The sequence below is a fragment of the Rhodoferax sp. genome (assembly GCF_030653815.1).
In the GTDB taxonomy this organism is placed as follows: Bacteria; Pseudomonadota; Gammaproteobacteria; order Burkholderiales; family Burkholderiaceae_C; genus Rhodoferax.
The window spans coordinates 43,270-57,249 of sequence record NZ_JAURYQ010000036.1; the positions used below are offsets into that span (position 1 = coordinate 43,270).

Here is a 13,980-nt window from a genome sequence, read left to right on the forward strand (position 1 = left end):
TCAGGAACGGAAAAGACGTGAATACTGGACTTCGTGCTGCGCGCTCAAAATGGCCAGCATCGGTGCAAAGGCCTGGCGCGCGTGGTCTGGCACAGCCAGCGCGCGCTCAATTGCGGAGGGAATGGCGGCTGTCAAGGCAGAAAGAATGCGCTGCCCGGCGCTTTGGCCCAGCGGCACCGACTTGATTGCGGCCTGCACCATGTTCTCGGCCCAGCCGAAGGCGTAGGACAGCAGGCACTCGCGCACCGGCGCGCTGGTGGCACTCGCGGCCAGCGCAAAGGCCAGCGGGTAGCTGGGCTGCAGATCGGCCAGCAGGTCGATCTGCGTCGGGGTGGCCGTGGTGTGGTTGCGCAGCCATTCCAGCAGGGACCGGCCCATCTGCTCGGTCTGCGCGCGCAGCTCGCGGCTTTCGCGCGTCTGCAGTACCCAGGTGTTGAGCGCGGCAATGCGGTTGGCATCTGCGGCCCGCCATGCTGGAACGGCTTGCGCCAGTACCGCAAGATCGCCGCGCGCCAGGCTCAGTTCCAGCTGGTCGAGCAGCCAGGCGGCGGCCTCAAGTTCCGTCGTGACGCGGGCCGACTCAACCGCTGCCTCCAGCCCTTCCGAGTAAGAGAAGCCGCCAATTGGCAGGGCCGGCGAGGCCAGCCACATGAGTTGCAGCAGGCTGCTGTCATGCATGGGCGTGATCGTGGCCATGTCCATGCGAATGGCCACCGCTGGCATAGGCGCCGCTTTCCGGTTCGAACGCCTCATGGACCTCCACCACGGTCAGGTGCATGGCGCGCAGCATGTCGGCCAGCACATGGTCGGGCTCGATCTTGAGGTGGTCGGGCTTGAGTTCGATCGGCACGTGGCGATTGCCCAAGTGGTAGGCGGCGCGGATCAGATCGAAACTCGAGCCGTGGCTATTGCAGGGTGTGATGCGCAGCACGGTTTGCGGTGCGGCCATGACTCTGATCAGTGAACCGTCTTCGGCCACCAGCACATCGCCGCCGCGCAGCACGGTGCCGCGTGGCAAAAAAATCCCCAGTTGCCGCCCGGCAGAGTCATGCGTTTCAAGCCGGCTTTTTTGTCGCAGATCCCAGTCCAACTCGACCTGCGTCGCGCGTTTGAGCAGCACCGGGGCCAGTCCCTGGCCATGGGGAACAAGTTTGGAGATGTGCAGCATCAAAACAAAAAGTAGCGCTGTGCCATCGGCAAGCTCACCGCCGGTTCGCAGGTGAGCAGTTCGCCGTCGGCGCGCACGCTGTAGGTTTGGGCGTCGATCTCCATGTGCGGCAGGTAGGCGTTGTGAATCATGTGCTCCTTGCGAACGCCACGAATGTTGCGCACTGCGCTCACGTTTTTGGTCAGGCCAAAGCGCTCCTTGATGCCGGCGTTCTCGCCCGCCTGCGAGATGAAAGTAATCGAACCTTTGGCCAGCGCGCCGCCATAAGCGCCGAACATGGGCCGGTAATGCACCGGCTGCGGTGTGGGAATTGACGCATTGGGGTCGCCCATGGCAGCCATGGCGATAAAACCGCCCTTGAGGATCAGCGCGGGCTTGATGCCAAAAAAGGCGGGTTTCCAAACCACCAGGTCAGCCCATTTGCCGATCTCGATGCTGCCCACTTCATGCGCCATGCCGTGGGTCAGCGCCGGGTTGATGGTGTACTTGGCCAGGTAGCGTTTGACGCGGTAGTTGTCATTGCGCTGCTGCAGTTCCACCGGCTCGCCGCGCCCGGGTGGCGGTGCCAGCCAGCCGCGCTGTGCCTTCATCTTGTGCGCTGTCTGCCAGGTGCGAATGATCACCTCGCCGACGCGGCCCATGGCCTGGCTGTCGCTGCTCATGATGCTGATGGCGCCGAGGTCGTGCAGGATGTCCTCGGCGGCGATGGTTTCCTTGCGGATGCGGCTCTCGGCAAAAGCCAGGTCTTCGGCAATGCCCGCGTCGAGGTGGTGGCAGACCATCAGCATGTCGACGTGTTCGTCGAGCGTGTTGACGGTGTAGGGCCGCGTCGGGTTGGTGCTGGACGGCAACACGTTGGGTTCGCCCACCAGCTTCATGATGTCGGGCGCGTGGCCGCCGCCGGCGCCTTCGGTGTGAAAGGTGTGGATGCTGCGGCCCTTGAAGGCGGCCAGTGTGTCTTCCACAAAGCCAGATTCGTTGAGGGTGTCGGTGTGGATCGCGACCTGGGTGTCGGTGGCCTCAGCCACGTTCAGGCAGTTGTCGATGGCGGCCGGCGTGGTGCCCCAGTCTTCATGCAGCTTGAGGCCGATGGCGCCGGCGTTGATCTGCTCATGCAGCGCTTGCGGCAGGCTGGCGTTGCCCTTGCCCAGAAAACCCAGGTTCATGGCAAAACCGTCGGCAGCCTGAAGCATGCGCTCGATGTGCCACGGCCCCGGCGTGCAGGTGGTGGCAAAGGTGCCGGTGGCCGGGCCGGTGCCGCCGCCGGTCATGGTGGTGATGCCGCTGCTCAAGGCCTCTTCGATCAGTTGCGGACAAATGAAGTGGATGTGGCTGTCAAAGCCGCCGGCGGTGACGATGCTGCCTTCGCAGCTGATGATTTCCGTGCCCGGGCCAATGATGATGTCCACGCCCGGCTGGGTGTCGGGGTTGCCGGCCTTGCCGATGGCCACGATGCGGCTGTCCTTGAGGCCGATGTCGGCCTTGATGATGCCCCAGTGGTCCATGATCAGGGCGTTGGTCATGACCGTATCGACGGCGCCCTCGGCCCGGCTGCGCTGGCTTTGCGCCATGCCGTCGCGGATGGTCTTGCCGCCGCCGAATTTCACTTCTTCACCGTAGCCACCTGCGCGCAGGGTGAGGTCGGCTTCGACCTCGATGATCAGGTTGGTGTCGGCCAGACGCACCCTGTCCCCCACAGTGGGGCCGAATATTTCTGCGTAAGCGCGTCGTCCCAGCGTTGCCATGTGTGTTCTTTCTAAAGTGGGCCTTGCGTCAGGCCACGAAAGCCGTAAACGATGCGCGTGCCGGCGTAGTCCACCAACTCCACGGTGCGCTGCTGGCCTGGCTCAAAACGCACCGCCGAGCCCGACGGAATGTTCAGCCGCATGCCTTGCGCGGCGGCCCGGTCAAAGCCCAGCGCACCGTTGGTCTCGGCAAAGTGGTAATGCGAACCCACCTGAATCGGGCGCTCTGACGCATTCACCACCACCAGCGTCTGGGTCCGTCGCCCCGGATTCAGCACATGGTCGGGGCCGTCGGTAAAAAGTTCGCCGGGGTGCATCATCTGCCGCCCTACCTGTCGCCGCGTGACAGCCAGATGGCCACGGCGATCGCACCACCCAGAGCCACAAAGCCCCAAACGTCGGTGACATGCCAGTGGCTGCCAAGCAGGCCATGGTTGTCGTGCGCAAAGGCCAGGCCGGAGGTGCTCAACAAGGCGAGGGCGGCCAGGGAGTGAAAGGAAGCAATGTTTTTCATAGGGCAGCCTTAAACAATGGGTTGGTGTACCGTCACCAGTTTGGTGCCATCAGGGAACGTGGCCTCGACCTGGATGTCGGGAATCATATCGGCGATGCCGTCCATCACGTCGGCGCGCGTCAGGATGGTGCGGCCAAAACTCATGAGTTGGGCCACGGTCTGGCCGTCGCGCGCGCCTTCCATCACGGCGCAGCTGATCAGCGCCACGGCTTCGGGGTAGTTAAGTTTCAGGCCACGTGCTTTGCGGCGTTCGGCCAGCAGGCCGGCGGTGAACAGCAGGAGTTTGTCTTTTTCGCGGGGGGTGAGTTCCATGTTTGCTTCAATGCAAAAGCCGTGCCTGAGATTTTTCTTGTCAACCCGCGCGGTGGTTGGGCATGGCATGAATACTGCACCACAAGTGTGTGAGTTCAGAACCTCAACTTCAATCCAGTTCGGTGCATCAAGGCGCCCCGTCGCAGCGCATCACCTTGGTGCGCCGGGACTACAACGCCTGGGTGGCGAGCGAAACGCTGGAAGACTACGCCTTGCGCTTCACGCCGCAGGGCTTTCGCCAATGGTCGCCGTGGCGCGTGGCGCTGACCGCGCTGGGCGGTGCTGGTGCCTTTTTGATTCTGGAGGCGGTGGGTGCCACGCTGCTGGTGCAGTACGGTTTTGTCAACGCGGTGTGGGCGATTCTGGCCACCGGGCTGATCATCTTTCTGGCGGGTTTGCCCATCAGCATCTACGCCGCCAAATACGGTGTCGACATGGACCTGCTCACGCGGGGCGCCGGTTTCGGTTACATCGGCTCAACGCTGACCTCGCTGATTTATGCCTCGTTCACCTTCATTTTTTTTGCGCTCGAAGCGGCGGTCATGGCCTACGCGCTGGAGCTCGCACTCGACATTCCGCCGCGCTGGGGTTATCTGATTTGCGCGCTGGTGGTGATTCCGCTGGTGACACACGGCGTGTCCACCATCAGCCGGCTGCAGGTCTGGACGCAGCCGCTGTGGCTCGTGATGTGGCTGCTGCCCTTTGCCTTTGTGTTGTGGCGCGAGCCCACGGCGTTCGCGGGTGTGGCGCACTATATTGGTGACAAGAGCCAGTCGGATGGCTTCAGTCTGCCCCTGTTTGGTGCGGCGCTGACGGTGGGTGTGGCACTCATGACGCAAATGGGTGAGCAGGCCGACTACCTGCGTTTCATGCCCGCACTCACGCCCGCCAACCGCAGGCGCTGGTGGTTCAGTGTGTTGCTGGGCGGGCCGGGCTGGGTGATTCTGGGGGTGCTCAAAATGCTGGGTGGCGCGCTGCTGGCCTACCTGGCCATCAGTCACGCGGTGCCACTGGAGCGCGCGGTGGACCCCAATCAGATGTACCTGGCGGCCTACGAGTATGTGTTTCCCCATTACAGCTGGGCGGTAGCGGCCACGGCCTTGTTTGTGGTGCTGTCGCAGATCAAGATCAATGTCACCAACGCCTACGCCGGCTCGCTGGCCTGGAGCAATTTTTTCTCGCGCCTGACGCACAGTCACCCGGGGCGCGTGGTGTGGGTGGTGTTCAACACGCTGATTGCCTTCATGCTGATGGAGATGAATGTGTTTGCCGCCCTGGGCGACGTGCTCGGGCTGTATTCCAACATTGCCATCGCCTGGATGATGGCGGTGGTGGCCGACCTGGTCATCAACAAGCCGCTGGGTCTGAGCCCCAAGGGTATCGAGTTCAAGCGCGCCTACCTGTACGACATCAACCCGGTGGGCGTGGGTGCCATGGCGTTGGCCTCGGTGCTGTCGGTCACGGCCCACCTGGGGGTTTTTGGGCCGCTGGCACAGGCGTTTTCAGCGCTGATTGCGCTGGCCACCGCCTTGATCACCGCACCCCTGATTGCGTTTGCCACCGGGGGCAAGTACTACCTGGCACGGCATGCCGACACTTTGCCGATGGCGGATGCAGGGACCTATCCGCGTCTTCGCCTGCAGCGTTGCGTGATTTGTGAGCGCCACTATGAGGCGCCCGACATGGCGCGTTGCCCTGCCTACCAAGGGCCGATCTGTTCGCTGTGCTGCACGCTCGACGCCCGTTGTGGCGACCTGTGCAAACCGCATGCCAGTCTGGCCACCCAGTGGACGGCTGCGCTGCGCTGGTTATTGCCCCGGCGCAGCTGGGCGCTGCTGGACAAAGGCCTGGGCTACTTTTTGCTCTTGATGCTCGTGATTGCGCCCTTGCTGGGGGTGGTGTTCGGCCTGCTTTACCACCACGAGACGGGCGCGCTGGCGCGGTCGGTCTTTGATGCGCCGTTGCTGCAAACCGGCCAGGAGGCGCTGCGCTCGGGCTTTGTCAAGGCCTACATGGCCTTGCTGTTGATCGCCGGGCTGGTGGCCTGGTGGGTGGTGCTGGCGAACCAGAGTCGTCGGGTGGCGCAGGACGAATCGAATCGGCAGACCAGCCTGTTGCAGCGCGAGATTGACCTGCACCGCCAGACCGATGCCGCCCTGCAGCAGGCCAAACTGGCGGCCGAGCGCGCCAACCAGGCCAAAAGCCGCTATATCAGCGCCATCAGCCACGAGTTGCGCACCCCTCTCAACAGCATTCTGGGCTATGCCCAACTGATGGGGCAGGACACCGGCATTCCGGCGCACCGCAGGCAGGCTGTGGCCGTGATCAAGCGCGGCGGCGAACATTTGCTCTCACTCATCGAGGGCACACTGGACCTGGCACACATCGAGTCGGGCCGCCTCACACTCAGCCCCCGGCCGCTGGCGTTTGCCGACTTCATGCGGGATCTGGCCGACATGTTTGCGTTGGAGGCCGAGCGCAAGGCCCTGCGCTTTGTCTTCGAGGTGCAGGGCAAGCTGCCCGCCGTGGTGCGGGCCGATGAAAAGCGGGTGCGCCAGATTTTGCTGAACTTGCTGGGCAACGCCATCAAGTTCACGGCCAGCGGGCAGGTGAGCTTGCGCTTGCGCTATGCGGTTGAGATGGCGCACATCGAGGTCGAGGACACCGGGCCGGGTTTGAGTGCAGAGGATATCCATCATGTGTTTGAGCCCTTTGCCCGGGCCAACGCACCCGGCCTGGGCGCGCCCGGGGCCGGCATGGGCCTGACCATTGCCCGCATGCTGACCGACTTGATGGGCGGCGCACTCAGTGTCAGCAGCCAGCCGGGCGTGGGCTCGGTGTTCAAGGCCAAGCTCTTTTTGCCGGAGTTACCCGCCAGCTTGCCAGCCACCGGGGGCACTGGCGCCTTGCGCGGCAAGCCCCTGGCCGCAGCGTCCAAGCCGCGTTTGGGCTACGCGGGGCCGCGCCAGCGGGTGCTGGTGGTCGACAACGAGGAGGCCGACCGGGAACTGCTGGTGCAATTGCTGCAGCCGCTGGGTTTTGAGGTGCGCACTGCCGCCAGTGGTCACGACGCGCTGGACCTGCTGGCCAGCGGCCACCAGCCCCATGCCGTGTTCATGGACCTGGCCATGCCCGGCATTGACGGCTGGGAAACCGTGCGCCGGCTGCGGGTGCTCGAACAAGCCACGCAACGCCCGGCCGCCCAGATTGCCATTGTCTCGGCCAACGCCTTCGACAAGGGACTGGTCAACCCGGTCGGGCTGCCCAGCGATGACTTTTTTTGCAAACCGGTGCGCCACGCCGACCTGCTGGACTGGCTGACCCAGCGCCTGGGCCTGACCTGGCTGGATGCCATCGAACCGGCTGTGCCACCGCCCACGGCGGTTCAGCCCGTCGCGCTGGTTTACCCAAGCCGGGTCCAGCGTGACGCCTTGCAGGAAGTCGTCACGCTGGGCTTTTACCGTGGCATTTTGAATCAGCTCGACGCGCTGGAAGCGGCCCAGCCCGAATGCGCCGGATTTGTCGAGCGCATGCGCGAGCTGGCCCGCCAATTTCAGTTTGAAACCATGAGCCAGCAACTGGCCGGCATTGACCATGACCCATAATTTGAGCAAGGCGCTTGACTGCACGCTGGACCGCGCCAACAGCGACGTGGTGCTGATCGTCGACGATGTGCCCGACAACCTGGCGGTGCTGCATGACGCGCTGGATGAGTCCGGCTACACCGTGCTGGTCGCCCTGAGCGGTACCGCTGCGCTGCAGCGCGCGGCGCAAGCGCTGCCCGACGTGGTGCTGCTCGACGCCATGATGCCCGGCATGGACGGTTTTGAGGTGGCGCGCCAACTCAAGCTCAATCCGCAAACAGCGCACATCCCGATCATTTTCATGACCGGCCTGACCGAGACCGAGCACCTGGTGGCCGCGCTGGAGGCCGGTGGCGTGGACTACGTGACCAAACCGATCAAGCCCAAGGAGGTGCTGGCGCGCATGGCGGTGCACCTGCAGGGCGCGCGCGAGAAGCGCCAGACCCGCAATGCGCTGGATGCCTTCGGTTACGCCAGCATCACGGTGCGGGTGAACGACGGGCGGCTGATGTGGCAGACCTCGCTGGCGCGCGAGTTGCTGATGCGCTATTACGGCACCGACGCGCCCACCACCCCCATTCCCGTGCTGACCTGGCTGCGCCGCCATGTGGAAAAGGGTTTGGGCGGTATCGAGCCGCCGCGCCTGAGCGTTGAAGTCGGCCCGAAACGTCTGACATTCAGGCTGCATCAGCAAATTGGCGACAGCGAGGGGGGCGGTGACTGGCTCATCATCATGCAGGAGGTCAGCGACGAGAACGTGATTGAGACCATGGCCTTGAGCTTCAAGCTCACGCCCAAGGAAGCCGAGGTACTGTACTGGGTGGTCAAGGGCAAGATCAACCGCGACATCGGCGACATCGTGGGCTCCAGCCCGATGACCGTGAAGAAACATCTGGAGCATGTGTTTGCCAAGCTGGGGGTCGAGACCCGCACTGCCGCGGCCGCCATGGCGATGCGCCGCATCCGGCAACTGCAGCCCCAGTTTGAAGGCTAGCCGGGCGGCTTATTCCGAAATGGAATTACCAGGTGCGCACGCGCCCGGTGTCGATGTGAACAAACTGGTCGCGCGGGTAATAACCCACGCCGCCCGCCTTGAGCGACAGCGCCGCATCGCGCAACTCGGCCAGCGGTACGCCGGGCAGGCGGATGTCGATGGCCTTGCCATCCATGTGCAGGCTGCGGCTGGCCACACCGCCACCGCGTGTGTCGCGCAACCGGGCATTGGTGAGCGGGCTGCGGTAGCCTGAAATGATGTGGTAGGACAGCGGCACGCCGCTGCCCAGAGTCTGCCGCACCCGGTGCAGCAAGTCGAACAATTGCGGGTCGATCTGGCCGACCTCGCCCGAGTAATGGTCACGCAAAAAGTGGTTCAGCGAGCCCAGCGCCTGCGGCAGGTACTGCTCGCCCGAGGCATACACCAGCTCAATGCGTTCACGCGTGTGGGTGTGGTCGAGCACCAGGCTGCGCACGCTGGGGGCGGCAGCCCGCGCCGGCCTGCCCGCCAGCCCCAGCGCGCCGCCGAGCAGCACTGCCTGGGCCGAGCGGTGCAAAAAGGCGCGCCGCGAGGGCGCCAGGGGGATGGAGGTTGGACAGGTCATTGGCAGGATTTTAAGGATTTCCGTTATTCGGCAAGCCTCATGGGGTCAAGGTGGCCGCATGCTGGCGCAAGGCCTTGGCCAACAAACGGTCATGGCCGTACAGGTCGGGGTAAAAAAACACCCGGCCCGCCTTGACCACCACGGTGCTGTAGGCAATCAGCACGGTGACCGCTTGCGTCAGGCGCAAAGTGTTCGACTGGCCGCTGGTCATGGCGGCACGGATGCGCTCCTCAGGCCAGGCGGGGTCGTCCTGCAGCACAAACTTGGCCAGTTCCACCGGCTCCTGCACACGGATGCAGCCGTGGCTGAAGTCGCGCCGGTCGCGCTCGAACAGGCCCGGTGACGGTGTATGGTGCAGGTAGATGTTGTCGTTGTTGGGAAAGACGAACTTGATGTCGCCGAGGGCATTCTTGGGGCCCGGCCGCTGGCGAATGCGCCACGACCCTGACAACACCGCGTCCAGATGGTCCGGCGCCATGCTGGTCACCACCTGGCCGCTGGCCGTGACAAACTCCATGTCCTGATGCGCCAGATAGCCCGGATCGGCGCGCAGCTTGGGCACGGTTTCCTGGCGCGCAATCGAGGGTGGAATGTTCCAGTAGGGGCTGAACTCGATGAAGCGCATTTCTTCGTCGAACAGGGGCGTGCGCGTGTCCAGCGCCTTGCCGACGATCACCTTCATGGTCAGTTTGACCTTGATTTTTCCGTTCTGCACCTCGTAGGCGCGCAGCACAAATTCCGGCACGTTCACCACCACCATGCGTGCGGCTTGGCGCAAGGGTGTCCAGCGCAGCCGTTCCAGGCTCAGCGCCATCTGCTCGGCGCGTTGTGCGGGCGTGATGTTGAGTTGCTGCAGGGTTCTGCGCCCCAGCACGCCGTCGGGCGTCAGCCCGTGGCGTTCCTGAAAACGCATCAGCGCCGTGATCAATTCGCCCTCAAGCCTTGGCAGTACCGGGGTATCGGCAGCCAGATCCCCCAGCGCCTGCAGGCGCTGGGCCAGCAGAGGCAGGCCGGCATAGGTCTGGCCGACTTCCAGTTTGCGTCCGGGCAGGGCTGGCAAAGGCGATTGCCAGGCCGGGTGCTGGCCCAGCGCGCGGTACTGGCTGAGTGCCTGGCGCAGCGGGGCCGCCATGGGCGCCTGCGTGGCCAGCTGCGCCACGGCCGTGCCCAGTCGCTGCTCGCGCACGGCGTCGCGCAGCCAGGCCGGGATATCGGCAGCGTGCGCGATGGGTGTGGAAAAATTGGCTTTGACGCGCCCCGGGTTGACCCGCCCCTGACTCAGGTCGCTCAGGTAATGCTCCATGGCCCGGGTCAAGGTGGCGTCCAGTTGGACTTGTTGGGTGGGCGTCAGTGCCGGGTCTGCACTGGCCCGCGTCACCGCTTGGCTCAGGCTGGTAGCCTGGTAGTGCTGCGGCTCCAGGCCTTCATCGGCGGCGTTGAGCAACAGCTGGACAGCCTGCTGCGCCTGCACGCTGGGCCGGTCGGCGTCAAACCAAAGGGGTGGCGCTGTCGTCAGGAGATCGGCTGCTGCGGATGGGCCAAGCACGCCCAGAAAGAGCCAGGTGCAGATCAACCAGCAACGCACCAACCGGCAGGTGACATCATGAATCAGGGCTGTTGGCCTGAGCTTTGGACTTGTCACCCTGTTGTTTCCATTTTTCATAACATTCCAGGCCGCAAAAGTGGACGAAGTAGTCCGATGCCTCCGGGATGGTGGCTTCAGAGATGGGCACTTCCTTCAGGCACACTTCGCATTGGACGGACTCAAGTTCGATGGGTTTGTCATGGGTAGTCATCACACACTCCTTCTGTGTAGCCATCCGGCAAGGTGTTACCGAGGTTGAGGATGGCGTTTCCGCTCGGGCATTCTGATGGCTTGATTCTGGCCACTGTCTGGGTGTTTGTCCAGACCAATTCCCGTGCGGCCTCATGCTCCCTACGCCACTCGGCGTATTTGCCAAATCCCTGAGCGTCCCTAAAGTCGCCTCATCGCTGAGTAAATGCCGGATTCAATCCCCGGGCAGACACCCAGCGACAACGGTTTCATCAACTTTGGAGGTCACCCATGCAATCTTTGAACTCACGTCGTTTTACGCTCAAGGCGCTCACCGCCGCCGTCGCGCTCACCACCCTCACGGCGCTGCCGGCGTTCGCCGCCGACACCATCAAGGTCGGTATCTTGCACAGCCTGTCCGGCACCATGGCCATTTCGGAAACCGTGTTGAAAGACACCGTGCTGATGGCGATTGACGAGATCAATGCCAAGGGCGGCCTGCTCGGCAAGAAGCTCGAACCGGTGGTGGTCGACCCGGCTTCCAACTGGCCGCTGTTTGCCGAAAAGACCAAGCAGTTGCTGGGTCAGGACAAGGTCGATGTGATCTTTGGCTGCTGGACCAGCGTGTCGCGCAAGTCAGTGTTGCCCGTGGTTGAAGAAATGAACGGTCTGCTGTTCTACCCGGTGCAGTACGAGGGTGAAGAGCTGTCCAAGAACGTGTTCTACACCGGCGCCGCGCCCAACCAGCAAGCCATCCCCGCGGTGGACTATCTGATGAGCAAGGATGGCGGCGCGGCCAAGCGCTGGGTGTTGCTGGGCACCGACTATGTCTACCCCCGAACCACCAACAAGATTTTGCGCGCCTACCTCAAATCCAAGGGCGTGAAAGACACCGACATCGACGAAAAGTACACCCCGTTTGGCCATTCGGATTACCAGACCATCGTGGCTGACATCAAGAAGTTTTCTGCCGGTGGCAAAACCGCCGTGGTGTCCACCATCAACGGTGACTCCAACGTGCCGTTCTACAAGGAACTCGGCAACGCCGGCCTCAAAGCCAAGGACGTGCCCGTGGTGGCCTTCAGCGTGGGTGAAGAGGAGTTGCGTGGCGTCGACACCAAGCCGCTGGTGGGCCACCTGGCGGCCTGGAACTACTTCCAGTCGATCAAGAACCCGACCAACACCGAGTTCATCGCCAAGTGGGCCGCCTATGCCAAGGCCAAGAACATCGCCGGCCACAGGGACAAGCCCTTGACCAACGACCCGATGGAAGCCACTTACATCGGCATCAACATGTGGAAGCAGGCGGTTGAAAAAGCCAAGACCACCGATGTCGACAAGGTGATTGCCGCCATGGCCGGCCAGACCTTCAAGGCGCCGAGCGGCATCGTGAGCAAGATGGATGAAAAGAACCACCACCTGCACAAGTCGGTGTTCATCGGCGAGATCAAGGCCGACGGCCAGTTCAACCCGGTCTGGAAGACGCCCGGCCCGGTGAAAGCCAAGCCATGGAGCCCGTACATCGAAGGCAATGCATCCAAGCCGGATGAGCCGGCGAAGAAGTAAGGCACCTGACGTCATTGCGAGCGCAGCGCGGCAATTCATGACCCCCATGGATTGCCACATCGCTGACGTGCCTCGCAATGACGGTTTATCTAAGGAAATTGCAGCGTGGGCACCGCCAACGTGTCCACCCTACAGGCTCTTATATGTTGATACGAAAACTACTTTTATTCACCGCGTTTTGTCTGGCTGGCAGTGCCCATGCGATCAGCGTGGACGAGGCCAATGCCATCAGCAGCGGCGACACCGATGCGCGCATCGAGGCCCTGAATAAGGCCGTGGCCCAGGCAGACGCCGGCACCGCGGTGTTTTTGCAGGCGCTGGCCGACGACGCGGTCAAGCTGGTGCGCGGCAAGGCCATCATGGTCAGGGACGACAAGGGTATTGATCCGGCAACTGGTGCTGAATTCGGCTTGCCTGATGATGCCGAAGACGTGATCAACAACAACCGCATGCGCGGTGAAATTGACTCCGCCCTGGCCGCGCTCAAGCTGTTCTCCAAAGACGACAAGGTGCGCATGGCGGCGGTGCAGCAGATGCAAAGTGACGCCGACCCGAGCAAGCTGGCGCTGATCGAGCAAGCCCTGAAAGCCGAGCAAAACCCCAAAATCAAGGACCAGCTGGCGCTGGTGCGTGCCGCAGCGCTGCTGGGCGGTGAGGACAAGGCCCAGCGTCTGGAAGCCGCCGCCCTGCTGGGCTCCAGCAACCAGTCCGGTACCAAGACCATTCTGCTGGCGCACCTGCAAACCGAGGCGGACGGCGCGGTCAAAGCGGCCCTGGGCAAGGCGCTGCGTGAGGTCGAATCCCGGCTGGCCTGGGGCGACAAGCTGGGCGCGGTGTTCAGCGGCATCAGCCTGGGGTCCATCCTGCTGCTTGTGGCGCTGGGTCTGGCCATCACCTACGGCCTCATGGGGGTCATCAACATGGCGCACGGCGAGCTGATGATGATTGGCGCCTACGCCACCTACGTGGTGCAAGGCCTGTTCCAGCGTTACCTGCCCGGCGCCTTTGACTGGTACCTGCTGGCGGCGGTGCCGGTGGCCTTCATGGCTTCTGCACTGATGGGCGTGCTGCTGGAGCGCAGCGTGATCCGCTTTTTGTACGGCCGCCCACTGGAAACGCTGCTGGCCACCTGGGGCATCAGCCTGATGTTGATGCAATTGGTCCGCACGATCTTCGGTGCGCAAAACGTGGGTGTGGAAAACCCGTCCTGGATGAGCGGCGGGGTCCAGGTGCTGGGCAACTTGTCGCTGCCCTACAACCGGCTGGTGATCATTGCGTTTGCCCTCTTTGTGCTGGGTGCCGTGGCCTGGCTGATCGGCAAAACCCGGCTCGGCCTGTTTGTGCGCGGTGTCACGCAAAACCGCCCCATTGCGTCGTGCATGGGCGTCAACACCGCGCGCATCGACACCTATGCCTTTGCGCTGGGTTCGGGCATTGCCGGGCTGGCGGGCTGTGCCCTGAGCCAGGTCGGCAATGTCGGGCCGGACCTGGGCCAGGGCTACATCGTCGATGCCTTCATGGTGGTGGTGCTGGGCGGTGTGGGGCAACTGGCCGGCACGGTCTATGCCGCTTTGGGCCTGGGCGTGCTGAACAAGTTTCTGGAAGGCTGGGCGGGTGCCGTGCTGGCCAAAATTGCGGTGCTGGTGTTCATCATCATCTTCATCCAGAAACGTCCGCAAGGCATCTTTGCCATGAAGGGCCGCAGTGCGGAGGCGTGAC

Annotated in this window: 13 protein-coding genes; 4 read left to right on the top strand and 9 right to left on the bottom strand. The window is 63.4% G+C overall.

The annotated features are described in order from the left end of the window. The 6 genes from Q7U49_RS11835 to ureA are packed head-to-tail and all read right to left on the bottom strand — an operon-like array spanning nucleotide 1 to nucleotide 3,739. Nucleotides 1-702, bottom strand: a complete 702-nt coding sequence (locus Q7U49_RS11835; protein WP_304764470.1) for an urease accessory protein UreF — start codon at nucleotides 700-702, stop codon at nucleotides 1-3. Further along, nucleotides 671-1,168 (bottom strand): urease accessory protein UreE, encoded by a 498-nt coding sequence (gene ureE, locus Q7U49_RS11840; protein WP_304764471.1) that lies wholly within the window; start codon nucleotides 1,166-1,168, stop codon nucleotides 671-673. The genes Q7U49_RS11835 and ureE overlap by 32 nt, the downstream gene beginning before the upstream one ends. Then, entirely contained in the window at nucleotides 1,168-2,913 is a 1,746-nt protein-coding gene (gene ureC, locus Q7U49_RS11845) for an urease subunit alpha (protein ID WP_304764472.1), read from the bottom strand. The genes ureE and ureC overlap by 1 nt, the downstream gene beginning before the upstream one ends. Before the next feature lie 11 nt (nucleotides 2,914-2,924). Continuing rightward, nucleotides 2,925-3,230 (bottom strand): urease subunit beta, encoded by a 306-nt coding sequence (locus Q7U49_RS11850; RefSeq protein ID WP_304764745.1) that lies wholly within the window; start codon nucleotides 3,228-3,230, stop codon nucleotides 2,925-2,927. An 11-nt stretch (nucleotides 3,231-3,241) separates the two neighbouring features. Next, on the bottom strand, nucleotides 3,242-3,427 hold the full coding sequence (locus Q7U49_RS11855; RefSeq protein WP_304764473.1) for a hypothetical protein: 186 nt from the start codon (nucleotides 3,425-3,427) through the stop codon (nucleotides 3,242-3,244). Nucleotides 3,428-3,436: 9 nt separating this feature from the next. Beyond that, complete coding sequence (ureA, locus tag Q7U49_RS11860; protein WP_300118945.1) at nucleotides 3,437-3,739, bottom strand: urease subunit gamma; 303 nt, start codon at nucleotides 3,737-3,739, stop codon at nucleotides 3,437-3,439. A 122-nt stretch (nucleotides 3,740-3,861) separates the two neighbouring features. Between ureA and Q7U49_RS11865 the strand changes: the two genes are divergently transcribed. Both Q7U49_RS11865 and Q7U49_RS11870 read left to right on the top strand, forming a co-directional pair. Then, on the top strand, nucleotides 3,862-7,344 hold the full coding sequence (locus tag Q7U49_RS11865) for an ATP-binding protein (RefSeq protein WP_304764474.1): 3,483 nt from the start codon (nucleotides 3,862-3,864) through the stop codon (nucleotides 7,342-7,344). Next, on the top strand, nucleotides 7,334-8,317 hold the full coding sequence (locus Q7U49_RS11870; protein WP_304764475.1) for a response regulator: 984 nt from the start codon (nucleotides 7,334-7,336) through the stop codon (nucleotides 8,315-8,317). Before Q7U49_RS11865 ends, Q7U49_RS11870 begins: the two co-directional genes overlap by 11 nt. A 25-nt stretch (nucleotides 8,318-8,342) precedes the next feature. On the opposite strand, the gene Q7U49_RS11875 is transcribed toward Q7U49_RS11870, so the two are convergent. The 3 genes from Q7U49_RS11875 to Q7U49_RS11885 are packed head-to-tail and all read right to left on the bottom strand — an operon-like array spanning nucleotide 8,343 to nucleotide 10,717. Continuing rightward, entirely contained in the window at nucleotides 8,343-8,921 is a 579-nt protein-coding gene (locus tag Q7U49_RS11875) for a DUF882 domain-containing protein (RefSeq protein WP_304764476.1), read from the bottom strand. Nucleotides 8,922-8,958: 37 nt separating this feature from the next. Beyond that, nucleotides 8,959-10,467, bottom strand: a complete 1,509-nt coding sequence (locus tag Q7U49_RS11880) for a murein L,D-transpeptidase (protein WP_304764477.1) — start codon at nucleotides 10,465-10,467, stop codon at nucleotides 8,959-8,961. Between the two features lie 55 nt (nucleotides 10,468-10,522). Then, nucleotides 10,523-10,717, bottom strand: coding sequence for a DUF3330 domain-containing protein (locus tag Q7U49_RS11885; RefSeq protein WP_304764478.1), 195 nt, complete (start codon nucleotides 10,715-10,717; stop codon nucleotides 10,523-10,525). A 269-nt stretch (nucleotides 10,718-10,986) separates the two neighbouring features. Between Q7U49_RS11885 and urtA the strand changes: the two genes are divergently transcribed. Both urtA and urtB read left to right on the top strand, forming a co-directional pair. Then, nucleotides 10,987-12,261, top strand: a complete 1,275-nt coding sequence (urtA, locus tag Q7U49_RS11890; RefSeq protein WP_304764479.1) for an urea ABC transporter substrate-binding protein — start codon at nucleotides 10,987-10,989, stop codon at nucleotides 12,259-12,261. 143 nt (nucleotides 12,262-12,404) lie between these two features. Beyond that, a complete protein-coding gene (urtB, locus tag Q7U49_RS11895; protein ID WP_304764480.1) occupies nucleotides 12,405-13,979 on the top strand; it encodes an urea ABC transporter permease subunit UrtB in 1,575 nt (524 codons plus the stop codon). Nucleotide 13,980 lies beyond the last annotated feature (1 nt).